22 protein-coding genes are annotated in these 24,900 nt (G+C 39.6%); 13 read left to right on the forward strand and 9 right to left on the reverse strand.

What is annotated here, in order from left to right; all coding sequences use genetic code 11:
* Positions 1 to 212 precede the first annotated feature (212 nt).
* Positions 213 to 1,061, reverse strand: coding sequence for a formyltetrahydrofolate deformylase (gene purU, locus AAC147_RS00905; RefSeq protein ID WP_047684678.1), 849 nt, complete (start codon positions 1,059 to 1,061; stop codon positions 213 to 215).
* A 57-nt stretch (positions 1,062 to 1,118) separates the two neighbouring features.
* Positions 1,119 to 1,580 carry a YchJ family protein gene (locus AAC147_RS00910; protein ID WP_047684681.1) on the reverse strand — a complete coding sequence of 154 codons (462 nt, stop codon included), beginning with the start codon at positions 1,578 to 1,580 and terminating at the stop codon, positions 1,119 to 1,121.
* 454 nt (positions 1,581 to 2,034) lie between these two features.
* On the opposite strand from AAC147_RS00910, the gene galU reads away from it, so the two are divergent.
* Genes galU through AAC147_RS00925 form a run of 3 tightly spaced genes read left to right on the forward strand, consistent with a single transcriptional unit; the run spans position 2,035 to position 5,339 of the window.
* The gene (galU, locus tag AAC147_RS00915; RefSeq protein WP_047684684.1) at positions 2,035 to 2,952 is read left to right on the forward strand and encodes a UTP--glucose-1-phosphate uridylyltransferase GalU; all 918 of its coding nucleotides are present in this window, start codon (positions 2,035 to 2,037) and stop codon (positions 2,950 to 2,952) included.
* A gap of 24 nt (positions 2,953 to 2,976) precedes the next feature.
* Positions 2,977 to 4,320, forward strand: coding sequence for a UDP-glucose dehydrogenase family protein (locus tag AAC147_RS00920; RefSeq protein WP_047684687.1), 1,344 nt, complete (start codon positions 2,977 to 2,979; stop codon positions 4,318 to 4,320).
* Between the two features lie 8 nt (positions 4,321 to 4,328).
* Positions 4,329 to 5,339 (forward strand): NAD-dependent epimerase, encoded by a 1,011-nt coding sequence (locus AAC147_RS00925; RefSeq protein WP_047684690.1) that lies wholly within the window; start codon positions 4,329 to 4,331, stop codon positions 5,337 to 5,339.
* Between the two features lie 251 nt (positions 5,340 to 5,590).
* On the opposite strand, the gene hns is transcribed toward AAC147_RS00925, so the two are convergent.
* Positions 5,591 to 5,992, reverse strand: a complete 402-nt coding sequence (gene hns, locus AAC147_RS00930) for a histone-like nucleoid-structuring protein H-NS (RefSeq protein ID WP_047684693.1) — start codon at positions 5,990 to 5,992, stop codon at positions 5,591 to 5,593.
* A gap of 645 nt (positions 5,993 to 6,637) precedes the next feature.
* On the opposite strand from hns, the gene AAC147_RS00935 reads away from it, so the two are divergent.
* Complete coding sequence (locus AAC147_RS00935; protein WP_047684696.1) at positions 6,638 to 7,243, forward strand: thymidine kinase; 606 nt, start codon at positions 6,638 to 6,640, stop codon at positions 7,241 to 7,243.
* 117 nt (positions 7,244 to 7,360) lie between these two features.
* Here the strand turns inward: AAC147_RS00935 and adhE are convergent, their stop codons facing one another.
* Positions 7,361 to 9,997, reverse strand: coding sequence for a bifunctional acetaldehyde-CoA/alcohol dehydrogenase (gene adhE / locus AAC147_RS00940; RefSeq protein ID WP_047684699.1), 2,637 nt, complete (start codon positions 9,995 to 9,997; stop codon positions 7,361 to 7,363).
* A gap of 912 nt (positions 9,998 to 10,909) precedes the next feature.
* Here adhE and AAC147_RS00945 point away from each other — a divergent pair.
* From AAC147_RS00945 to oppF, 6 genes are all read left to right on the forward strand, one after another.
* Positions 10,910 to 12,541 (forward strand): ABC transporter substrate-binding protein, encoded by a 1,632-nt coding sequence (locus tag AAC147_RS00945; RefSeq protein WP_047684702.1) that lies wholly within the window; start codon positions 10,910 to 10,912, stop codon positions 12,539 to 12,541.
* Between the two features lie 136 nt (positions 12,542 to 12,677).
* Complete coding sequence (gene oppA / locus AAC147_RS00950) at positions 12,678 to 14,318, forward strand: oligopeptide ABC transporter substrate-binding protein OppA (protein WP_047684705.1); 1,641 nt, start codon at positions 12,678 to 12,680, stop codon at positions 14,316 to 14,318.
* An 83-nt stretch (positions 14,319 to 14,401) separates the two neighbouring features.
* Positions 14,402 to 15,322: an oligopeptide ABC transporter permease OppB gene (oppB, locus tag AAC147_RS00955; protein WP_047684708.1), complete on the forward strand. Its 921-nt coding sequence runs from the start codon at positions 14,402 to 14,404 to the stop codon at positions 15,320 to 15,322.
* 14 nt (positions 15,323 to 15,336) lie between these two features.
* Positions 15,337 to 16,245: an oligopeptide ABC transporter permease OppC gene (gene oppC, locus AAC147_RS00960; RefSeq protein ID WP_047684711.1), complete on the forward strand. Its 909-nt coding sequence runs from the start codon at positions 15,337 to 15,339 to the stop codon at positions 16,243 to 16,245.
* Between the two features lie 9 nt (positions 16,246 to 16,254).
* Positions 16,255 to 17,262 carry an ABC transporter ATP-binding protein gene (locus AAC147_RS00965; protein ID WP_047684714.1) on the forward strand — a complete coding sequence of 336 codons (1,008 nt, stop codon included), beginning with the start codon at positions 16,255 to 16,257 and terminating at the stop codon, positions 17,260 to 17,262.
* Positions 17,259 to 18,275: a murein tripeptide/oligopeptide ABC transporter ATP binding protein OppF gene (gene oppF, locus AAC147_RS00970; protein ID WP_047684716.1), complete on the forward strand. Its 1,017-nt coding sequence runs from the start codon at positions 17,259 to 17,261 to the stop codon at positions 18,273 to 18,275. Before AAC147_RS00965 ends, oppF begins: the two co-directional genes overlap by 4 nt.
* Before the next feature lie 166 nt (positions 18,276 to 18,441).
* On the opposite strand, the gene AAC147_RS00975 is transcribed toward oppF, so the two are convergent.
* The 3 genes from AAC147_RS00975 to cls form a co-directional block, all read right to left on the reverse strand.
* Positions 18,442 to 19,059: a tail fiber protein gene (locus AAC147_RS00975; RefSeq protein ID WP_052189707.1), complete on the reverse strand. Its 618-nt coding sequence runs from the start codon at positions 19,057 to 19,059 to the stop codon at positions 18,442 to 18,444.
* A 308-nt stretch (positions 19,060 to 19,367) separates the two neighbouring features.
* A complete protein-coding gene (locus AAC147_RS00980; RefSeq protein ID WP_156115409.1) occupies positions 19,368 to 19,727 on the reverse strand; it encodes an HI1450 family dsDNA-mimic protein in 360 nt (119 codons plus the stop codon).
* A 158-nt stretch (positions 19,728 to 19,885) separates the two neighbouring features.
* Positions 19,886 to 21,346 (reverse strand): cardiolipin synthase, encoded by a 1,461-nt coding sequence (gene cls / locus AAC147_RS00985; RefSeq protein ID WP_047684719.1) that lies wholly within the window; start codon positions 21,344 to 21,346, stop codon positions 19,886 to 19,888.
* Positions 21,347 to 21,675: 329 nt separating this feature from the next.
* Between cls and AAC147_RS00990 the strand changes: the two genes are divergently transcribed.
* The 3 genes from AAC147_RS00990 (at position 21,676) to AAC147_RS01000 (ending at position 23,672) form a co-directional block, all read left to right on the forward strand.
* Positions 21,676 to 21,852, forward strand: a complete 177-nt coding sequence (locus tag AAC147_RS00990) for a YciY family protein (protein WP_156115410.1) — start codon at positions 21,676 to 21,678, stop codon at positions 21,850 to 21,852.
* Positions 21,853 to 21,962: 110 nt separating this feature from the next.
* A complete protein-coding gene (gene tonB, locus AAC147_RS00995; RefSeq protein WP_047684722.1) occupies positions 21,963 to 22,685 on the forward strand; it encodes a TonB system transport protein TonB in 723 nt (240 codons plus the stop codon).
* Positions 22,686 to 22,931: 246 nt separating this feature from the next.
* Positions 22,932 to 23,672: a hypothetical protein gene (locus AAC147_RS01000; protein ID WP_047684725.1), complete on the forward strand. Its 741-nt coding sequence runs from the start codon at positions 22,932 to 22,934 to the stop codon at positions 23,670 to 23,672.
* Positions 23,673 to 23,846: 174 nt separating this feature from the next.
* Here the strand turns inward: AAC147_RS01000 and yciA are convergent, their stop codons facing one another.
* Both yciA and AAC147_RS01010 read right to left on the reverse strand, forming a co-directional pair.
* Positions 23,847 to 24,281 (reverse strand): acyl-CoA thioester hydrolase YciA, encoded by a 435-nt coding sequence (yciA, locus tag AAC147_RS01005; RefSeq protein WP_038270132.1) that lies wholly within the window; start codon positions 24,279 to 24,281, stop codon positions 23,847 to 23,849.
* 75 nt (positions 24,282 to 24,356) lie between these two features.
* The gene (locus AAC147_RS01010) at positions 24,357 to 24,893 is read right to left on the reverse strand and encodes a septation protein A (protein WP_047684728.1); all 537 of its coding nucleotides are present in this window, start codon (positions 24,891 to 24,893) and stop codon (positions 24,357 to 24,359) included.
* Positions 24,894 to 24,900 lie beyond the last annotated feature (7 nt).

Genomic DNA, 24,900 nt, shown 5'->3' on the forward strand with positions numbered 1-24,900 from the left:
GGCCGCTCGGGAACCCCACCAGATTTTGAATTGTACGCTGTCGTTGCCAGCGGACGGCATAATATCAAATCAACCGCCGCTGTAAAGTAGTTATTTGAAAACTAAGTATCGAACGATGTTTTTTTAAACTTTGTGTCTGAATATCATTCCATTAGGGTATTTTGTTATCAAGAATAATCACATTGTTATCTAACAAAAATACCCTTAACTTATCACAGAATAATAGTGCGGTTACCATACACAAACACACGTTGAGAAAAAACTGAATGTAATGCTTTACTTAGCACATTTTTCTCAACATCTCGTCCTGCCCGCATCATCTCTTCAGCAGTATAACTATGATCCACGTTAATCACATCCTGAGTGATAATAGGGCCTTCATCTAAGTTATCATTGACATAATGTGCAGTGGCTCCAATGATTTTGACACCACGTTCATAAGCCTGGTGATAAGGGCGGGCTCCTATAAATGCTGGTAAGAATGAGTGGTGAATATTAATAATTTGGTTTGGGTAATGCTGAACGAATGCTGGTGTTAAGACACGCATGTACTTGGCGAGTACAACATAGTCGGGGTTATATTGATCTATTTGCGCCATTAACGCTTCATCGTGCTGTTCCCGGCTCAAACCTTCATGGCTGATATGATGGAAAGGAATATCAAACTGCTCGACCAATGGTTGCAGAGTAGTATAGTTGCCAATAACAGCAGCTATTTCCACATCCAATCCTTCATAAGCACTTTTTACTAATATATCACCGATACAGTGGGCTTCTTTTGTTACCATGATGATAATACGACGACGACCTGCTGTATTCAATTCACGACTTGAGCCAACCGGAAGAGCATCATCCAGATCGGTCAGAAATATTTCATCATTAAAAATACCTTCCAGCTCTGTACGCATGAAGAAGCGGCCAGTGAGATGATCGACAAACTCACTATTTTGTACAATATTCAGTTGATGCTTGTAACAAATATTTGTGATCTTCGCGATTAATCCTTTGGAATCAGGACAAATTGTACGCAAGATTTTTTTTTGTATAATTGCGTTTTGCATGGATAACGTGATCCTCAAATGTTTTTCACTGTGTGTGAATGGTTGTGTTTAAAATATTTAACTACAGCATTTTTTATATTTTTTGCCCGAACCACATGGGCAAGGATCATTGCGTCCTGTTTCAGGGCGAACACCATCTATATAGAACCAATGTTGGTCAATACGCAAAAAACGAGAACGCTCATGTATCAATTGCCTATCTTGCTTTTCCTGCTCAATAAAGCAAGCTGAAAATTCAACGTAGGCTTCATTATTATGTTGCCCTCTATTTGTGTTGATGACATTCAACCCTAGCCACTGTACACCAACAAAGCTTTGTTCTATTTCTGAACGCCAGGTTTCTGCTGCACAATCGGGATGCCAGGTTGCAATCAGATAATCAACATTCTTTGTCACATAAGCGCTATATCTGGAACGCATCAGAGATTCGGCATCTGGAGCAGGGTAGTGATTATCAATATAAAGGCCGCAGCAATGTGCGAAAGGTGAGCCACTGCCACAGTGACATATTTTTGTCAAAATAACTCCGGTTAATTAAAAAGGTTGTTGTTAATATGGCTGATGCTGTAAAGGTATGTAAGCGTAAAATATATAAGCGTATAAATAGTTATAATTGATTAGATTACCATCAATAATACCTGAATACAGACTGTAGCTGCAATGTTTAGTGAGAGTACTCTATTATCAATGCCCTTTATGCTTCAGAAAATTCATTTAACAGTTATTTGATATAAAGGTGTATTCAGAGTGTATATATCAGTTATGTAAATACCGTAGTATGGAAACCATAATTAAATTTTTATTCACTGTATACCTGGCTGTGTTAGCTGGTATACTTTGGCGCACTATTTTTTAGGTATGTTTTTTTAGGTATGTGACTTTTTTCACATATACGATTTTTTAGAGAGTTGGTGCTATTGTTATAGCTGCAAAAGGAGTTTTTCAGCTATAGCATAGCCGCAGGAGACTAGTAATGTCAGTAATAAATAAAAAAGTAAAAAAAGCCGTAATCCCTGTTGCTGGTTTGGGAACCAGGATGTTACCAGCCACTAAAGCTATTCCTAAAGAAATGTTGCCTCTGGTTGATAAGCCACTTATTCAATACGTTGTCAATGAATGCATTAAAGCAGGCATTAATGAAATTATTCTGGTTACACATTCATCCAAAAACTCTATAGAAAACCATTTTGATACTAGCTTCGAGCTAGAGGCAATTCTTGAAAAAAGAGTAAAGCGTCAGCTCCTGGACGAAATTCAGTCGATTTGTCCTAATCATGTGACGATCATGCAGACCCGTCAGGGGATCGCTAAAGGATTGGGACATGCGGTGCTATGTGCTAAGCCACTTATTGGGGACGAACCATTTGCTGTTATTCTGCCGGATGTCATTTTGGATGAGTACAGTGCAGACTTATCGAAATACAATTTGAGCGAGATGTTATCACGTTTTAACGATAGCGGAATAAGTCAAATACTGGTTGAACCGGTTCCTGTTGAGGATGTCTCTGATTATGGAATTGTTGATTGCTTTGGAGAAAACCTGCAACCAGGTGACAGTAAACCAATTGCTCGTGTTGTTGAAAAACCCAAACCAGAAGAAGCCCCATCAAATCTTTCTATTGTTGGTCGCTATGTATTATCTGAGAAAATCTGGCCATTACTGGCAAAAACAGCACCAGGGGCAGGGGACGAAATTCAGCTTACCGATGCTATTGCCATGTTGATGGAAAAAGAGCCAGTTGAGGCGTATCACTTAAAAGGCCGTAGTCATGATTGTGGGAATAAATTGGGTTATATGCAGGCGTTTGTTGAATATAGTATGAAGCATAAGCAGTTGGGAGAATCATTCAAAGACTGGATTGTGACTTTGCAAGATCAGATTGAAAAATAATCTATTAGTAATTTAGGATGTGAAATGAAAGTTACTGTATTTGGTATTGGCTACGTTGGCTTAGTCCAGGCAACCGTGTTTGCCGAAGTCGGGCATGATGTACTTTGTGTTGATGTTGATACAAGAAAAGTTGAAAACCTGAAAAATGGCCAGATCCCTATTTTTGAACCAGGACTGGAATCCTTGGTTAAAAAAAACTATGCGGAAGGGCGTCTGAGCTTTACAACGGATGCTAAAGCTGGCGTCGCACATGGCAAATTACAGTTTATCGCCGTAGGAACACCTCCTGATGAAGATGGCTCTGCCGATTTGCAATATGTCACTGCTGTAGCCCGGACTATTGCAGAGAATATGGATAACTATAAAGTGGTGGTTGATAAATCAACGGTTCCTGTGGGAACTGCGGATAAAGTCAAAGCTGTCATGCAAGTAGCTTTGGCTGAACGTGGAGCTAATATTCCATATGACGTTGTTTCCAACCCTGAGTTTTTGAAAGAAGGGGCCGCAGTTGCTGATTGTATGCGTCCTGAACGCATTATCATTGGCTGTGATAACGATAGCGTGATTGATGTGATGAGAGAACTGTATGAACCGTTTAATCGTAATCATGATCGTATGATAGTTATGGATATCCGCAGTGCGGAGTTAACAAAATATGCCGCTAATTGCATGTTAGCAACCAAAATCAGTTTTATGAATGAAATTGCTAACCTGGCAGAAATGTTGGGGGCAGATATTGAACATGTGCGTCAAGGAATTGGTTCTGATTCACGTATTGGGTATCACTTTATTTATCCGGGGTGTGGATATGGCGGTTCATGTTTCCCTAAAGATGTGCAGGCATTGATTCGCACTTCTGAACAAATTGGATATACGCCCAAGATTTTACAGGCAGTAGAGCAGGTTAATGAAAAACAAAAAAGAAAATTACCTGTTTTTGTTAAACGTCACTTTGGTGATGATCTATCTGGCAAGACATTTGCGATATGGGGATTATCATTTAAGCCTAATACAGATGATATGCGAGAAGCATCAAGCCGTGTATTGATGGAAGTATTATGGGAAGGTGGTGCCAAAATACAAGCGTATGATCCGGAAGCTATGCAGGAAGCTCAGCGTATTTATGGACAGCGGGATGATCTTGCCCTGATGGGTACAAAAGAAGCTGCATTAAAAGGTGCTGATGCTTTGGTTATTTGTACAGAATGGCAAAACTTTAGAGCGCCTGATTTTGATGTCATAAAAAATTCACTCAAAACTCCGGTTATTTTTGATGGACGTAATCTTTATGATCCTGAACGTCTGCAATCCAGAGGATTTACATACTATGGCATTGGTCGTGGTGCCTCTATTAATCCAGTCATTTGAGTTGTGATATGAAATTTCTAGTCACAGGTTCCGCTGGTTTTATTGGTTTTCATGTTAGCCAGCGGTTATTAAGTATGGGGTATGAAGTTGTTGGCATCGATAACATCAATAATTATTATGATGTTAATTTGAAGCAGGCAAGATTAAATTTATTACTCCCTAATCCGGGTTTTAAATTTGAAAAATTAGATCTGGCTGATAGAGTTGCAATTTCGGCGTTGTTTTCTAAACACCAATTTCAACGAGTTATCCATTTGGGCGCCCAGCCGGGTGTTCGTTATTCAATACAGAACCCAATGGCATATATTGATGCCAATATCGTTGGTCATATCAATATTCTTGAAGGATGTCGTCATAATCGCGTTGAACATTTATTATATGCGTCTTCAAGTTCAGTATATGGATTAAATAAAAAACAACCATTCTCTACTGATGATTCGGTTGATCATCCTGTTTCTTTATATGCTGCTACCAAAAAAGCTGATGAATTAATGTCTCACAGCTACTCACATCTTTATCAATTACCAACCACAGGTTTACGGTTTTTTACAGTATATGGCCCGTGGGGGCGTCCTGATATGGCCTTATTTAAGTTTACTAAAGCTATGTTGGAGGGTAAGCCTATCGATGTTTATAATCATGGTAATATGGTGAGGGATTTCACATATATTGATGATATTGTCGAGTCTATAATCAGATTACAAGCCGTTATTCCTACCTCTGATAAAGATTGGTCAGTTGAAAAAGGGCAGATATCTGCCAGCTCTGCACCATATCGTATTTACAATATTGGTAATGGTCATCCGACAAAATTGGGTGATTTTATTGAAGCAATTGAATCGTCATTAGGTATAAAGGCAAAGAAAAATTTTATGGATATTCAGGATGGTGATGTATTGTCCACTTGTGCTGATTCTAGAGCGCTCTACGAGAAGATAGGTTTTTCACCCAACACTCCAGTGAAAGAAGGTGTGAAACAGTTTGTTGATTGGTATTTGGATTTTTACCAGCAGCCTTAAGATTAGACTTAATATTAGAATAGTAATAAAAAAGGAGCTAACAGCTCCTTTTTTAACTCTGTGTTAATAAAAAACTAAGTTGATGTTAAATTGTTTTTTTTCACATTGGGAAATAATAAGGGAGTTTAAACCGTTAATATAACCCGTGGTGCTCGTACATCAGCCAGTAATTAACTTAGTTAGATATATTAACCATAAAACAAAAATACCCTTGACAGGGTATTTTTGTTATTAGTCTGCAAAATAACTGATTAGATCAGAAAATCTTCCAGTGACTTGCCTTCTTCTTCAATTGCTTTTTTGATTACTGCTGGAGTACGGCCTTGTCCAGTCCAGGTTTTAGTTTCACCATTGTCAATGTATGAATATTTAGCTGGACGTGCAGCACGTTTAGATTTACCAGTAGCTTTACCACTTAAAGCGTCTACTAAATCGCTTAATTCAATACCGTCTTTTTCCAACATTTCACGGTATTCTTGAAGCTTACGTGTACGTTCTTCTATTTGAGCACGAGCTTGGCTTTCTTCTTCACGACGTTCTTCAACAACAATCGTAAGTTTTTCCAGCATTTCTTCTAAAGTGCTAAGTTCACATTCTCTTGCTTGCGCGCGCAAGGTGCGGATGTTATTTAAGGATTTTAAATTTTCGCTCATTGTCCTGGTCTCAAATTATAATGATGATGGCTGATGTACGGATAATAATAGAATGCTATTTTATTTTCTGCAATAGTGAATTTACTTTCTCAGGCTAAAACATCTCATTTTAAAATGCAATTTTTTTGATAATCGATATATTGTGTTTTAATTCTACTATTGGATTTATCATTTCTCGATAACGGTTAAACGTAGTTTACTCAAAGCAGAGCGTGATAAACTCGAACATATAAAACTAATTTATAGTCAATCCGTAAGAGATGTTAACTGTTCATCCCAAAATAAGTTGATGTTCAAAGGAGTAATGAAATTTTTTTTATGGGTAATCTATTGGTTATGATTATAGCGGAGTAAATTGCACAAAAGTAAACCACTTTGATTATTAATATGCAAAGAATGGAATAAAAAATAGCTATTTCTTTCCAATGTTAAATTTGTTCATTTGTCATGCAATAAGTACTTGTGGTGCTGATTTTATATGCGCAAATGTGACGATTATCATGAAATTATTCATTTCATATTTGTTCTGGTTTTTTATCCTGTGCTTCATTTGATCAATAACAAAGGATAACCTTAAGTTGAGATTGTGGTAAACTTGCGGTGATATATTGCTTGGTTAAATTTGACAAGAGGATGGACGGGCCAATGGCTCAGCTTTATTTTTATTATTCTGCTATGAATGCAGGAAAATCAACTTCCTTATTACAGTCTTCTTATAACTATAACGAAAGAGGAATGAGGACGTTGATTTTTACAGCAGAAATCGACACCCGATTTGAAAAAGGGAAGGTGAGTTCCCGTATTGGTTTATCCGCAGATGCCTTGTTGTTTTCACCGGTAACTAATATCGCTGAACTTATCAGACGTGAAAACAAAGTAGAAAAGATTCATTGTGTTTTGATTGATGAATGCCAATTTTTAACAAAAGAACACGTCAAACAGCTTTGTGAAATTGTTGATTACGATGATATCCCTGTTCTTTGTTATGGTTTAAGAACAGATTTTCAGGGAGAATTATTTAGTGGTAGCCAATATCTTCTCGCGTGGTCGGATAAATTAGTTGAACTGAAAACGATTTGTCATTGTGGAAGAAAAGCCAGCCATGTACTGCGTTTTGGCAGCGATGGCGACGTTGTTTATGATGGTGCGCAGGTTGATATTGGAGGCAATGAAAAATATGTCTCAGTGTGTCGCAGGCACTATTCTGATGTCATTCGTGATGCTAAGGCTAAAAAAGTTGAGCGGACATAATGCCTTTTTTTGTATGAATATTATGATTAAGTTAGAACAAATGAATTAATAAAAAGGCATCGGTTATACCTGATGCCTTTTAAATCACATTGGTTTATCATTTATTATTATTTCTTATTATTTTTCTTCTTCCTTAGATAAGGCAGGCTCTATGAATTTACGGCCATAAAAGGAATCCAACATTAATTGCTTCAATTCAGTAATTAACGGATAACGAGGATTGGCACCGGTACATTGATCGTCAAAGGCATCCTCTGCCAGTTTATCTATTTTTGCCAAGAACTCGCTTTCCTGAACCCCGGCTTCACGAATTGAAGTTGGAATATTTAGCTGAGATTTTAATTCTTCTAACCATGTAAGGAGTTTTTCAATTTTGATTGCCGTGCGATCACCAACACTACTTAATCCCAGATGTTCTGCAATTTCGGCATAACGACGTCTTGCCTGAGGACGATCATATTGGCTGAACGCTGTTTGTTTGGTTGGGTTGTTATTGGCATTATAGCGAATAACATTACAGATAAGCAGGGCATTCGCTAGCCCATGTGGGATGTGGAATTCGGAGCCAAGCTTATGAGCCATAGAGTGGCAGACGCCTAAAAAGGCATTGGCAAAAGCGATCCCTGCAATAGTTGCTGCATTATGAACTCGTTCGCGAGCAACCGGATTTTGTGCTCCCTGTTGATAGCTGGCTGGCAGAAAATCTTTGAGCAGCTTCAAGGCTTGTAGTGCCTGACCATCCGAGTACTCATTGGCTAAAACAGAAACATAAGCTTCCAACGCATGAGTTACGGCGTCTAATCCACCAAAAGCACATAGTGATTTTGGCATATCCATGACAAGATTTGCATCAACGATAGCTATATCGGGAGTCAGCGCATAGTCTGCTAATGGATATTTTTGTCCTGTTATATCATCAGTCACAACCGCAAAAGGTGTGACTTCTGAGCCTGTCCCGGAACTCGTTGTGATGGCGACCATTTTTGCTTTACTCCCCATTTTCGGGAACTTATAAATGCGCTTACGGATATCCATAAAACGTAATGCCAGTTCTTCAAAGTGAGTTTCTGGGTGTTCATACATAACCCACATGATCTTTGCTGCATCCATCGGTGAGCCACCACCAAGCGCAATAATAACGTCAGGTTTAAACAGATGCATCCGTTCAGCACCCTTGCGGACAACACTTAAGGTAGGGTCTGCTTCGACTTCAAAAAATACTTCAGTTTCTACATTATGCGCTTTCAATACCTTGATAACTCGATCAGCATAGCCGTTATTAAATAAGAAGGAGTCTGTCACAATGAAGGCGCGTTTTACTCCGTCTGTCGCAATCTCTTCCAGAGCGACAGGCAGAGAACCACGCCGGAAGTAGATTGATTTGGGAATTTTATGCCACAGCATATTCTCGGCTCTTTTAGCGACAGTTTTTGTATTAATCAAGTGTTTTGGTCCGACGTTTTCTGAAATGGAATTTCCTCCCCAGGAGCCACATCCTAGCGTTAGAGAAGGGGACAGTTTAAAGTTGTAAAGGTCGCCTATTCCCCCCTGAGATGCGGGAGTATTAATCAAAATACGCGCCGTTTTCATTTTATTGCCGAAATATTGAATGCGGGCTGCTTGATTATCCTGATCAATATAGAGAGAAGACGTGTGACCAATACCACCCATTTCAACGAGTTTTTCTGCTTTTTCAACAGCATCTTCAAAGTTTTTACTCCGATACATGGCGAGCAGTGGTGATAATTTTTCATGAGCGAATGGTTCTTTTTCATCTGGCAATGTAACTTCACCGATAAGAATTCTGGTATTTTCAGGAACAGCGATCCCTGCCATTTCCGCAATTTTGGTTGCTGGCTGACCGACAATAGCCGCGTTCAGGTTGCCATTTTTCAGGATAATATTTTGAACAGCTTTCAGTTCTTTTCCTTGCAGAATATAGCCACCATGATTTAAGAAACGTTCACGGACCTGTTTATAAACATGATCAACCACAATAACGGATTGTTCAGAAGCACAAATCACGCCATTATCGAACGTTTTAGACATCAAAATAGAGGCCACAGCGCGTTTGATATCTGCCGATTCATCGATCACGACAGGTGTATTGCCTGCGCCAACACCAATGGCGGGTTTACCTGAGCTATAGGCTGCTTTTACCATTCCGGGGCCGCCCGTCGCCAGAATAAGGTTAATATCAGCGTGGTGCATCAAAGCATTTGAGAGTTCAACAGAAGGTTCGTCTATCCAGCCGATAATATCTTTTGGTGCGCCTGCTGCGATAGCTGCCTGTAGAACAATTTCTGCTGCTTTGTTCGTGGCTTTTTTAGCCCGTGGATGTGGAGAAAAAATAATGCCATTACGGGTTTTCAGACTGATAAGTGCTTTGAAAATGGCAGTTGAAGTCGGATTAGTTGTCGGGATGATGCCACAAATAAGCCCAATAGGTTCAGCTATAGTGATTGTTCCAAAGGTGTCATCTTCGGATAAAACCCCACAGGTTTTATCATCCTTATAGGCATTATAAATATACTCAGAAGCGAAGTGATTTTTGATCACTTTGTCTTCGATTATTCCCATTCCTGATTCAGATACAGCTAATTTTGCCAAAGGAATGCGGGCATCAGCAGCAGCAAGAGCAGCAGCACGGAATATGTGGTCAACTTGCTCTTGTGAAAAACTGGCGAATTCTCTTTGCGCTTTTTTTACACGAACAACTAATTCATTCAGTTCAGCAACCTGAGTTACAGCCATAGAGAGTACTCCTGGTAAAAGTCAAATTTTTTTAGGAAATTAGCTGTGCGGTTTGTGGTTATTGTTCTATAAAGTCAAATTCATGTTGTGAGCTTTATCAGTAAAAACGCTGTTATGAATACCGCTAATCACCTTAAAAAAACTGTATAAATTCATATAAATGAGTGTTAAGTCTGTATTTTTTCTGAGCGTTTTTATTTGAGTACAGCTTATCATTGACTGGCTTTTAAATAGTGATTTAGATCATGAAAACAGTAAGCTGACACCATTCAATAGATAGGTTTTATTATTCGATATCAAAAAATTATTAGGGTTATTTTTAAATATTTATTTAATTTTTATGGAATATTTTGTTAAATAAATTTTGATAATATTTTTTTAGAAGAAATAAGTGAAAAATAATTAATAGACAACCAATAAAGAGTATAGCTAGGCGATAAAAGCATTTTCGTATCTGATTAAGAACTTACTTTTTATATTTTATTTGATAATTTGCCTTTCCTCTCTGAAAAATACTGTTTTTTTCTACACCCTATTGCTTGCTATAACGGGCCATCATTGGTGTCTTGTTGCACCATTTTGTGATGAAGATGGGTTTTTAATCTGTGATGATTGCATTTTGTTAAAATAATGTTTATTTTCTTTTTTGTTGGATACTTTAGTGATCTGATAGATAAAAATAAATAAAAAATCATTTTTATCAGTATGTTATTGTTATTTCAATAGACGTATTCCATGTAAGAATAAATAATTACTTTAACGACTTAATAAACATATTATAAAAAATATCATAACAAACCTTGTTTAGATTGAATGCCAAACATATAAATTGCTCTTATTTAATAAAATGAATTATCGGGATTGCTAGATTAAAAAATGAGTAATTCACTGTTTATCACTTGGAGAAGAATAATGAAAAAAACACCGTCAAAGTTGAGTCAGTTGATTTCCTCTATCGTTTTATTATCGTTTCCTATGACACAAGGAATTGCTGCGCAGGTTCCCGCAGGTGTAGTGTTGGCAGAGAAGCAAGAAGTTACTATTAATAATGGTGTTGAGGTTACATCACTGGATCCTCATAAAATTGAAGGTGTTCCGGAAACCAACATTATTCGTAACTTACTTGAAGGATTAGTAAGCACCGGGCCAAACGGTGAAATTGTGCCAGGAGTCGCAGAAAAATGGGAAACTGATGATTATCAGGTGTGGACATTTTATCTACGTGACAATGCCAAGTGGAGTGATGGTAAGCCAGTTATAGCACAGGATTTTGTTTATAGCTGGCGTCGTCTCTCTGATCCAAAAGTAGGATCGCCTTATACCAGTTACTTACAATATACCTATGTATTGAACGCAGATGAGATCTTAAAAGGAAAAAAATCGCCTGATCAACTGGGTGTTAAAGCGCTTGATGAGCGCCGTTTTCAAGTGACATTAAGTCGTCCTGTTCCTTACCTTATTAATATGTTGAGCCATACACCACTGAAACCCATCCGGCAAGATATTGTAGAAAAATTTGGTATTAAGTGGACGTTACCAGAGAATTTTATCGGTAACGGAGCTTACACATTAAAGGATTGGGTTATTAATGAACGAATCGTTTTAACGCGTAATTCACAATATTGGAATGATAAAGAGTCCATTATCGAAAAAGGCACTTTCTTACCTATCGTCTCAGGTATCAGTGATGTTAACCGTTACCGCAGTGGGGAAGTAGATGTTACCAACAATGCTATTCCACCAGAACTGTATCAAAAAATGAAACGGGATATTCCTGAGCAAGTGCAAATTTCACCTTATCTATGTACGTTTTATTACGAAATTAATAACCAAAAGCCATTATTTAAAGATAAACGAGTACGTGAAGCCATTAAGCTGAGTCTTGACAGAGATATTATCACTCAAAGGATTATGGGACAGGGGCAAATTCCGGCATACGGTTTTACACCTACTTTTATTGGTAGCGGTCTTACGATTAATCCAGATTGGGCGAATTGGACACAAGAACAACGCAATCAACGGGCAAAAGAGTTATTAAAAGAAGCCGGCTTTGATGCCAGTAATCCTCTCAAATTTACCTTGCTCTATAACACCTCAGAGCAGAACAAACAACAAGCTATTGCTGCGGCGTCCATGTGGCAGAAAAACATTGGTGCAAAAGTCACATTGCAAAATCAGGAATGGAAAACCTCACTGCAAAATCGTCACCAGGGAAATTATGATGTGGCGAGAGCGACATGGTGTGGCGATTATAACGAGCCTTCATCTTTCTTAAATTACCTATTGTCGGACAGCAGTAATAATACGGCGTTTTACCAGAATGAGGCCTTTGATAATTATCTTAAGCAGGCCCTGATAGCTAAAGACGAAAAAATACGCAAGGAATTTTACCAGTTAGCAGAGGTTCAGCTTGATGCTGATTCGGGCTTGATTCCTGTCTATTACCGGGTTTCTACACGCCTGATTCGCCCAACGGTCGGAGGAATAACAGGAAAAGATCCTTTAGATTACGTTGATCTTAAGAACTTATATATCAAAAAATAGATAACTGACTGTTATTACAGGAGTTCTGTTACTGTAAATGTAAATAAAGCAGTTCCTTTTGAAATGAGAAAATAATTAGCCCTGAAATTAAGGTAGCTTTTATAAGAGCCTGATGAATCAATAGGAGTAATAAAAGATGATAAACATAACAAAAAAGAAGATTGCTGCTGGCATTACGGTAGCATTAAGCATGATGATCGGGGTACAGGCATTTGCTGCAAAAGTTCCTGCGGGTGTACAACTGGCAGAAAAACAGACTCTGGTACGCAATAATGGCACTGAACCACAATCATTGGATCCCCATAAAATCGAAGGTGTACCAGAATCAAATATTGCTCGTGATTTATTTGAAACACTGGTGATTAATGAGCCTGATGGTAAAATTATTCCGGGTGTTGCTGAGAGCTGGGAACATAACCCGGATTTCACAGTCTGGACATTCCACCTGCGTAAAAATGCGAAATGGTCAAATGGTGATCCTTTCACGGCACAAGATTTTGTTTACAGTTGGCGTCGAGCAACTGATCCAAACACGGCATCCCCTTATGCAAGTTACATGCAATATGCTCATCTTCTGAATGTTGATGATATCATCAAAGGTAAGAAAAAGCCGGAAACATTGGGTATTAAAGCATTAGATGACCATACATTACAGTTAACACTCAGCGAACCTGTACCTTATTTAGTCCGATTAATGGTTCACACATCAACATCACCAGTGCATCGTGCGACTGTTGAAAAATTCGGTGAAAGATGGACACAGCCACAGCATTTTGTCGGTAATGGTGCTTATAAAGTGAAAAGTTGGGTGATTAATGAGCGTCTTGTTTTAGAACGTAATCCAATGTATTGGGATAATAAAAATACAATAATTGATCAAGTCACCGTCTTGCCTATCTCTTCTGAAGTCACTGATGTCAATCGTTATCGTGCCGGCGAAATTGAGATGAGTTATGACAACTTACCCGTTGAGTTATTCCAAAAACTGAAAAAAGAGATCCCTGAACAATTACGTGCTAACCCAAAATTGTGCACCTACTACTACGAAATTAATAATGAGAAGCCGCCATTTAATGATCCTAGAGTTCGTACCGCGCTAAAATTGGGTATGGATCGCGATCTTATGACTCATAAGGTGAAAAATCAGGGTGATATACCCGCTTATGGTTATACTCCACCTTATATCGCTGATTTTAAAGATGAAAAGCCAGATTGGTACACTAAGCTAAATCAACAGCAGCGTAACGAAGAAGCGAAGAAGCTACTGGCAGAAGCTGGATTTACCAAAGATAACCCACTGAAAATTAAGTTATTGTATAACACTTCCGATCTACATAAAAAATTAGCTATTGCCGCCGCGTCTGTTTGGAAAAAGAATATCGGTGTTGAAGTTTCTCTCGAAAACCAGGAATGGAAAACCTTCCTTGATTCCCGACATCAGGGCAATTATGACGTCGCCAGAGCCGGATGGTGTGCTGACTATAACGAAGCCTCTACCTTTTTGAACCCGATGTTATCCAATAGTAGCAACAATACTTCTCATTATAAGAGCAAAGAATTTGATGCTTTAATGAAGCAATCATTGCAAGCTAAAACAGATGAAGAGCGAGCCGAAATCTATGCTAAGGCTAATGCGCAATTGGATAAAGATTCTGCGGTGGTTCCTCTCTTTTACTATACAAATACCCGTTTATTAAAACCCTATGTAGGTGGGTATACCGGCAAAGATCCGCTGGACAACTTCCATACCAAGGACATGTACATCATAAAACATTAGGAATCCGCAGGTGGCTTGAGTAATGAGCTGCCTGTGTATCAGATAATTAAGACCAAGGTTTGGTCAGATAATAGGAACGGGCAATGCTGAAATTTATTTTACGCCGCTGCTTAGAGGCGATCCCGACACTTTTCATTCTCATCACGATTTCGTTCTTCATGATGCGACTTGCTCCCGGTAGCCCATTTACCGGGGAAAGAAAGCTTCCACCTGAAGTGATGGCGAATATCGAAGCAAAATACCATTTGAATGATCCTATCTATAAACAATATTTCAATTACTTAATCCAACTCTCCAAAGGGGATTTTGGCCCTTCATTCAAGTATAAGGACTACAGCGTAAATGATTTGGTGGCAGAAGCGTTGCCCGTTTCTGCTAAGTTAGGTGCCGCTGCTTTTATTATGGCCGTTATATTTGGTGTCAGTGCGGGGGTTATTGCTGCGCTGAATCAGAATACTAAATGGGATTATACGGTAATGGGGTTTGCTATGACGGGGGTTGTTATCCCAAGTTTCGTAGTGGCCCCTTTATTGGTTCTGATATTTGCCATTACATTAAAGTGGCTGCCAGGAGGCGGTTGGAATGGCGGAGCACCTAAATATATGCTTTTGCCGATGGTTGCGTTATCTCTTTCTTATATTGCCAGTATTTCCCGTATTACTCGTGGTTCTATGATTGAAGTTCTGCATTCCAACTTTATCCGAACAGCAAGAGCCAAAGGGCTGCCATTACGAACGATTATTTTCCGCCATGCGTTGAAACCTGCCTTATTGCCAGTGATTTCTTATATGGGGCCCGCTTTTGTGGGCATTATTACCGGCTCAATGGTTATTGAAACTATCTTCGGTTTACCCGGTCTGGGGCAATTGTTCGTTAATGGTGCTTTAAACCGTGATTACTCATTAGTGTTGAGCCTGACGATTTTGGTAGGCGGGCTGACCATTATGTTCAACGCTATTGTTGATGTGCTGTATGCCGTCATTGATCCGAAAATCCGATACTAAAACTGGAGCACGCAATGTTACTAAATAAGAAAAATAGCGAAGCTCTGGAAAATTTCTCTGAGCAACTGGAAATTGAAGGCCGCAGTTTGTGGCAGGATGCACGCCGCCGTTTTATGCACAATAAAGCAGCAATAACAAGTTTATGTATCCTATTTTTAATTACTTTGTTTGTCATTCTGGCACCCATGCTATCTCAGTATGCCTACGACGATACTGACTGGAACATGATGACCATGCCACCTGATTTCGAATCACATCATTATTTTGGTACAGATTCATCCGGTCGTGATCTATTAGTTCGTGTCGCCATCGGCGGACGCATTTCATTAATGGTCGGTATCGCGGCTGCTTTGATTGCTGTGATATTCGGCACATTATATGGCGCAATGTCAGGTTATCTTGGTGGCAAAGTCGATATGGTCATGATGCGTTTACTGGAAATTCTCAACTCCTTCCCATTTATGTTCTTCGTCATCCTGTTAGTGACTTTCTTTGGGCAAAATATCCTGCTGATTTTTGTTGCGATAGGTATGGTGTCATGGTTGGACATGGCACGTATCGTCAGGGGGCAGACATTGAGCCTTAAGCGTAAGGAATTCATTGAAGCTGCATTAGTCTGTGGTGTATCTACCCGTCACATCGTTTTACGCCATATTGTGCCAAACGTACTGGGTGTGGTGGTCGTTTATGCTTCATTGCTGGTGCCAAGTATGATCCTGTTTGAATCTTTCCTGAGTTTCCTTGGATTGGGAACGCAAGAACCCCTGAGTAGTTGGGGAGCCTTATTAAGTGATGGTGCTAACTCAATGGAAGTGGCTCCGTGGTTACTCTTATTTCCTGCGGGCTTTCTGGTAATGACCCTGTTTTGTTTTAACTTTATTGGTGACGGCCTGCGAGATGCCCTCGACCCGAAAGACCGTTAAGGAGAGCCTATGAATAGCGTAGGAACGATAAAACATGCTAAAAGCGCTGAACCACTATTAACGGTGAATGATTTAAACGTGGTATTCAGTACGCCTGATGGCAACGTAACAGCAGTGAATAAACTGAATTTTGATTTGCAGGCAGGAGAAACTCTGGGCATTGTGGGTGAATCAGGTTCAGGTAAATCTCAGACAGCATTTGCCTTAATGGGATTGCTGGCCAGTAATGGTGCTGTCAGTGGATCAGCGGTTTTTAACGGTCGCGAAATTCTTAACCTGCAAGAAAAAGAGTTGAATAAAATGAGAGCGGAAGAAATTTCGATGATTTTCCAGGATCCTATGACATCTCTCAATCCTTATATGCGGGTCGGTGATCAACTGACCGAAGTACTAATGCTGCATAAAAGTATGAGCAAGAGTGCAGCCATTGAAGAATCCATCCGAATGTTGGATGCTGTTAAAATGCCAGAAGCGCGTAAGCGAATGAAAATGTTCCCGCATGAATTTTCTGGTGGAATGCGTCAGCGCGTCATGATAGCAATGGCGTTATTGTGTCAGCCTAAGTTACTGATTGCGGATGAACCTACTACTGCGCTAGACGTCACTGTGCAGGCGCAGATTATGACTTTACTTAACGAACTGAAAAAAGAACTTAACACCGCCATCATTATAATCACCCATGACTTGGGCGTCGTTGCTGGTATTTGTGACAAAGTGTTGGTTATGTATGCGGGCAGAACCATGGAATATGGTACTGCGCGTGATGTATTCTATCGTCCGACACATCCATATTCGATTGGATTGCTTAACGCTGTTCCCCGATTGGATGATGATGAAGAATCTCTGGCAACAATTCAGGGTAATCCTCCAAACTTACTGCGTTTGCCAAAAGGCTGTCCATTCCAGCCACGTTGTCAGTTTGCTACTGAACATTGTGTGAGCGAAGAACCACCATTGGAACAGTTTGACCTTGGGCGCTTACGTGCCTGCTTCAGACGTCAGGAGGAATTAGTATGAATACAGTTGGTACAAACACAATCACTGAAAAAAAAGTCCTCCTGGAAGTTGATGATCTAAAAGTTTATTTTGATATCAAAGATGGCAAGCAGTGGTTTTGGCAACCTGCGAAAACATTGAAAGCTGTAGACGGCGTTACCTTGAGACTGTACGAAGGAGAAACATTAGGCGTTGTCGGTGAATCAGGCTGCGGTAAATCAACCCTTGCCAGAGCGGTTATTGGCTTAGTCAAAGCTTCTGGTGGTTCGGTTACCTGGCTTGGCCAAAACCTTTTTGATATCAATGAAAAGCAGTGGCGGGATATTCGTAATGACATCCAGATGATTTTTCAGGATCCGCTGGCATCCCTTAACCCACGTATGACGATTGGTGACATTATCGCCGAACCATTAAAAACTTATTACCCCAAAATGAAAGATGCGGAGGTAAAAGAAAAGGTTAAAAAGATGATGATGAAGGTAGGTTTATTGCCTAACCTGATTAACCGCTATCCCCACGAATTTTCAGGTGGTCAGTGTCAGCGTATCGGCATTGCCCGTGCCCTGATTCTGGAGCCTAAACTGATCATCTGTGATGAACCCGTTTCCGCGTTAGATGTCTCCATTCAGGCGCAGGTTGTAAACTTATTGCAGGAAATACAACGGGATATGGGTCTTTCCTTGATCTTTATCGCTCATGATCTCTCAATAGTAAAACATATCTCAGATCGAGTATTGGTCATGTATTTGGGGAACGCAGTGGAACTGGGGACTTACGACGAGGTTTATCACAATCCTCTGCATCCATATACCCGCGCGTTAATGTCAGCAGTACCTATCCCTGATCCAGATAAAGAACGTAACAAACAGATTGAATTATTGGAAGGGGAACTCCCGTCACCGATTAACCCTCCATCTGGATGTGTATTCCGCACCCGTTGCCCGATGGCTGATGCAGAATGTGCCAGAACGCGCCCATTACTGGAAGGTAGCTTTAAACATGCGGTTTCTTGTCTTAAGGTTGATCCGTTATAGCAAGAAAATAGGCATTGTGATAAGTGAATCGATTATATGATGCTGTCACTAATATTTATTCAAGGCCCTCATTGCGAGGGCTTCTTTATGGATGAAAAGGGATAACTTGGGTGCCTGTGTACAGAGATATGAGATAGGACAGATGGAAAGTTACACACATTATTGATTAAGCATACTCTTCGATAATCACTATCCCATCACCACCTCGACCTCCCGGTTGTCCCTCCTGTCCCGCTACACCAAATCCTCCAGAACCAACCGAAACGTGTTCGGGTCCGTTGTCAGCACCACCACCTCCTCCTGCGCCAATCACAGTAATGAGTATTTTTTTAGTGCCAGGTGTTGCATGATAATGGTGGTTACCGCTGGTTGTGAATTTTTGCACATTGATTAATCGTCCAACATAACCATCAATATTGCTAAGACCAAGATTTTTCAAAAACTCTCCTTTATTAGGAATATCAGCCCCATTCTGGTCCTTAGACAACCGAGTGTTAGCACTATCATTTGCGTTATTGGCGCTTTGATTGGCAGTATTTGCCAGATCAAATGCGGCCTTCACTGCTTTAGATGTTGCCGCAGTTATTTCACTATCGCTATCGACATCGTTGCTTAGAATAATAAAACCGCTGTTTTCTAATGTTGCATAGGGATGATCCCGGCTTTTGGCATGCTCTTCAATCGCTTCTTTGATTGTATCTTTGACATATTTCCGCGTTGGTACAATGACAACATCATCCTCTGTTAAGGTTGCTGGATTAGACTCGATATATTTATTTCTCATGTTTTATTCCTCATGAATTAACAATATTGATTGCTAATTAAGCCGGGAAGTCGGACGAAAATTTTCCTGACAATATGAGGCGGGGGATACTTCTCCGCCAGTGAACATCAATAAAATGGGTTCATCAATACTGGAGAATGCATCTTGAGTAAATTCAGTCTGTTAGTTAATTTATGGATTTAATGAGGTGCATGTTTTGATAGTAAGATGACATAGAATAATAAACGGGGAATTAATAAAATTTATCTGACAACTGATAAAGTTTAGCGTGATAAAGTGAGATTTCCTCGCCGTTTTACTTACTAATCCTACTTCTTCCACAATATCCACCAATTTGGATGCGCTTTTTCCCGGCAAATCAGTACACGCGCAAATATATCATCAATTTCTGCGTCGTCACATTCTGCCAGCCCAATAATCACCTCCGAAAAGAAATCAGGATCTAATTCAAAATCCACATGTTCGAGCCATACTTTTGAAGGTTCTGATAACTCTGCACCACCACGTTCTTCAAATTGTAAACTAAACAGTAAACTATCCGCAGGATCGAGATTAGCGGCTGCTTGTTCCAGAAATAGGTCGTAGGCTTTTTCCAGCGCTTCATCTTCGGTTATTCGGTTATTGAGGTCTAATTGCAGAGAATGTGGATGTGTTGGTCGATTTTTCATAGTGGTATTGCCTGAACTTAATAAATAACTGAGAGAAATTAAAACATGAACAGCAGTGATTGGATACTGTTAACCTAAAATCATAGCCCCATCAGTATTGATGGGGCTATGATAAATACTCATTTATCCGTATTCAGCAGCGCTTTTTGCGCTGCAACTCACAAAAGTGGACTAAAAAAATAACAAAGACGTTCAAGAATGCGGTGACGGACGGGGCGTTTTAGCCATTCCTCACTATCAAGTAATGTAGAACGGGTAATATAATCCTGCTGGACAAGCATCAAATCATTGCCAAACAGCCCATCATCAATAATCACTGTGATTTCAAAGTTCAGCCACAAGCTGCGCATATCCAAATTGACAGAACCAACCATACTGAGTTGCCCATCCACTAAAACGCTTTTGGTATGTAATAGCCCATCCTCGAATTGATAAATTTTCACGCCTGCTTCCAACAATTCTGTAAAAAATGCCCGGCTTGCCCAACGCACAAGGAATGAATTGTTCTGGCTTGGTATGATAATGCTGACATCAACCCCGCGCATAGCGGCAGTACAGATTGCGTGCATTAAATCGTCACTGGGCACAAAGTAGGGTGTAGTAAGGATGAGTTGTTCTCTGGCAGCAAAAATAGCCGTCATCAGAGATTGCTGAATCAATTCATCGGGAAAACCGGGGCCGGAAGCAATGACCTGAGCGGTATGCCCGGATGCCTGTTCAAAAGGCATGATATTACTGTCAGGTGGCGGTGGCAGATGGCGTTGACCCGTTTCCATTTCCCAGTCGAAAGCATAGATAATTCCCAACGTTGCGGTGACAGGGCCTTCCATTCTTACCATGATATCGATCCATTGACCAATTCCTGCATCCTGTTTGAAAAACCGGGGATCGACCATATTCATACTTCCGGTATATGAAATATAGTTATCGATAAGAATAATTTTTCTATGTTGCCGCAAATCCATGCGACGTAAAAAAAGACGAAAAATATTCACTTTTAGTGACTCTACAAATTCAATGCCGCTTTTACGCATCATGTCAGAGTAGGGGCTTCGGCAAAATTGCCAGCTTCCTGCTGAATCCACCATTATACGGCATTTGACACCACGCTTAGCTGCACGCATTAAAGCGTCAGTAACCTGATCAACCAACCCGCCAGCCTGCCATATATAAAACACCATTTCGATACTTTGACCGGCGTTTTCTATGTCATTGATAATGGATTTCAGAGACTCTTCATAAGAAGTCATGAGTTGCATTTGGTTGCCTCTGACTCCTCTTATCTTTTGGCGGCGTTCACATAACCGGAACAGTGGCGCAGCCACTTCACTATTTTCATTGGCAAAAATATGCTTCGATTTCCTTAGCTCAGAGAGCCAATTAGCCACAGACGAGCGCATCTGTTTTGCTTGTTCAACTCTGCGTTTCCCCAGATGCAGTTCGCCAAATGACAGATAAGCAACAACTCCGACTAAAGGAAGAATGTAAATGATAAGCACCCAAGTCATCGCTGATGTCACTGGCCGACGTTTCATCAGGACTCGAATGGTGATACCAGCAATAATCAGCCAGTATAAGAAAAACGCCAGCCAGCTCAGTACAGAATAAATGGTTGTCATAGGTGGCAATCAATCCTGTTTAGGTATTTTAATACTGTTGTTAGTGCAAGTGTCTGGAAATTTAGAAAAACTATCAAGGGCATACAGCCAAATTGGCAGAAAATAACCAAAATATTGTCAATATACAATCAAATACAGTCTTATATATTATATGATTGGATTCGGCTCAATCAGATGTTATTTATTTGTTTTATTAAATTATGATGAAACATATTCAATATGAATATTGAGACAATCCTGTGATTAGTTGACATTCTTGATTATGACATTTAAGAATAATACGGTTACTCACTTATACTGAGAGAAAGTTTAAACAATCAGGGTATTTTATGAAAAAAAGCAGGAATGAAGTAGGAAGATGGCGTCTCCTTCGTCAAAATATCCGCCGCCGCCGTCGTTGGTTAGAAGTTCAGTCACGCCGAAATTCACGCATCTATACATTGCGTAAGATAGATAATTATAAACATCGCAGGTCAATTTTGTTCATACAAAATGCAGAGCTGTAGCTGTTTCAAATATGATATGTGTATGTGGCATGATGCAGATGTTTTTGGATCTTTATTGAATATGATAGTCATTTGCATTTAAACTAATAACTATCCTAAAATTGACTATCATGCTGCTAATCAAGAATTTTCTTATGCGTTGGATACATTGGCCAGTACTACTCTCTGTTTGTTTACATATTTCCATTGCTGCGGCGCTTTTTGGCTCCATTAAGTCTGGAGAACCGCCGGAAGCTCCTCCGATGTCTGTAGCCATGATCCAGTTGGCGGCGGAAGAGTCTTCTGTTGAAGAGCCAGTGATGCCTGAATCCATTTCTGAACCAGAGCCTGAGCCTCCGGCACCAGAGCCGGAACCTATTGCAAAAATAGCGCTACCTAAACCTAAGCCTGAAAAGAAACCAGAAGAGAAGAAAATTGTTAAAAAAGAGTCTAAGCCAAAAGAGATAAAGCCAGAAAAAACGTCAGAAGAACCTGTGAAACCGATTACGGATCAGGAACCTCTGTTAGCAAAAAACTTGAATGACCAGAAACCAACTGATTCTGCTATCAGAGATGCCTCTAAAGCACAAAATGGGCCGAAGGCGTTGAGCAGGATGGATCCTGTTTATCCATCCAGAGCGCAGCAGTTGGGTACAGAAGGCTCTGTGCGGGTAAAATATGATATTGATGAAAATGGCCGGGTTAAAAACATCGAAATTATTTCTGCAAATCCTAAAAATGTTTTCGAACGTGAGGTGAAAAAAGCCATGAGAAAATGGCGGTATGAAAAGAAACCAGCAACGGGATATGTGACGACTATTGAATTTAGGTTGTCAGGCGTTTCACTATCATGATTTCTTATCCGTAATATTCCACATTAATAGCAGGAGATGTAAAACATCTCCTGCTCTCATATAAAATTCTGGATTTTTATATTTAACTTTGTTTTACTGAATTCAAGGGAAGAGGGATAAACACTTTTTCATGGTAATCTTAAAAAAATTTTAAGATGCAATAATCATAAGGGATATCTAAGTCAAATTGGAATATTGCTGCAAGTTAACTGAGCTATTTTCTATTTTAATAAAGCAGATTAATTTATGATTGAAGATATTTTACATGATGCAATTAAGTATGCCAAAAGATTCTTTGGTAACAGAACGACGAATAAATTTTATCCTGATCTCAGTGTATTGCCAGAATCTGAACAATCAATATATCAAAGAAGTGCGATTGTCAGCAGGATGGATAGACATAAGAAAATCCGTCTTGAACTCTATAATTTAAAAGATATTGGTCAAAAACATCAGTATTTATTAAGTAATGAACATAATAGTCTGGTTGGGAACTGCCCTGAACTTTGTTTAGCGACATACATTTATTTAACTAGAGAACGTGCAAAAGATATCTGGGAGTTATATAGCGCAAATTGGAATTATGAATACCCTAAGTTAACTTGTCCTATTTACATTCAGCAGATTTACACATTGGGTGTATACGATCATGTATTTTTACTGCTGGATCATCCTGACTCGCTAGTTCGCAGGCCAAAGATTGGGACTATATATCACGAATTGCCGGTGGGCTCATGGGTTTGCGATCCATGGGCAGATATTGTTTGCTTAGCAGAAGACTATAATAATAGATGGAAACATAGGATGATGGAATGGAATCATCAGGGAATGTGTTTGTTATTAAAAGAACCCGGTTCCTCATCACCTTCCGCAGAAAGTTTCTCTCCTTTAAAAAAATATACATATCTAACGGTTGAGTGCAGTGATAAGCAGGTTTATCGTCTGTCTGCGATATATCGAGATGGTCAAGTAGAAACCTTTAATTGAGTTATTTAAATACGAGATAATACCTCTGCCAATAACATAACAACAAAGGCATTATAAGCATTAAACTTTATATTTTTTAATTTATCATTACTTATCAGTAATAAAAATGAGTCATAAAAAAGGAGCTCATTCAATGTGCTCCTTTAATTTGTGAGTTACATTTCTAATGAATCGTTACTCTGAATCACTGCTTTCCAGTTTGAAGTTTCTTTTCCCTTCCGGTAAAGGACGGGACGTATTATTTTCATTAACGGCTACGTATGTGAAAACAGCTTCTGTTGCCCGGTAACGTTGCCCAACTGGTTCAGAGGCCACTTTCTTCACCCATACTTCAATATGAATGGTGATGGATGAATTTCCCGTTTTCAGACAACGGGCATAACAGCAAACGACGTCACCTACCGCAACTGGTTTTAGGAAACTGATCCCATTTACGCTAACAGTAACTACGCGTCCCAGAGCAATCTCTTTTGCCAGAATTGCGCCGCCAATATCCATTTGAGACATCAGCCAGCCACCGAAGATATCTCCATTGGCGTTAGTGTCAGCAGGCATGGCCAGTGTACGGAGAACCAATTCTCCGTTTGGTAAGCATTGTTGTTGTGTCATTAGAAAACTTGCTTTATTTGGTGATTACAACAATACCTGCCAGTAATTCAGCAGGTATCCATATGAAAGTTATTATTATTCTTGTTCGCGAGGCAGATGACGGTAGATATATATCACACTCAACACGGTAAAGACCAGTGTTAATGCTGTTAACCCGAACACTTTAAAGTTTACCCAAATATTTTGAGGTAGCCAGAAAGCAACATAAATATTTGCTAACGCGCAGGCGATAAAGAAGATTGCCCAAGCCATGTTCAGCTTGTTCCAGATAGTATCAGGTAGTTTCAATTCTTTACCCAACATCCGTTGGATCAGTGGCTTTTTCATAACCCATTGGCTAATAAGCAAAACTAAGGCAAAAATAGCGTAAACAGCCGTTACCTTCCATTTAATGAACAAATCGCTGTGAAAAGCCAATGTTAATGTACCAAAGATGGCAACCATGACAAATGTAATTAAGGAGGATTTTTCAACTTTGCGATACATCAAATAGGTGATGACAACGGCCAGGCCTGTCGCTGCTATCAACGCTCCTGAAGCATAGAAAATGTCATACATTTTGTAGACAACAAAAAAAACGACTAATGGCAAAAAGTCTAAAAGTTGTTTCATAAATTGG

The organism is Xenorhabdus sp. NBAII XenSa04 (genome assembly GCF_963866145.1).
Lineage (GTDB): Bacteria > Pseudomonadota > Gammaproteobacteria > Enterobacterales > Enterobacteriaceae > Xenorhabdus > Xenorhabdus indica.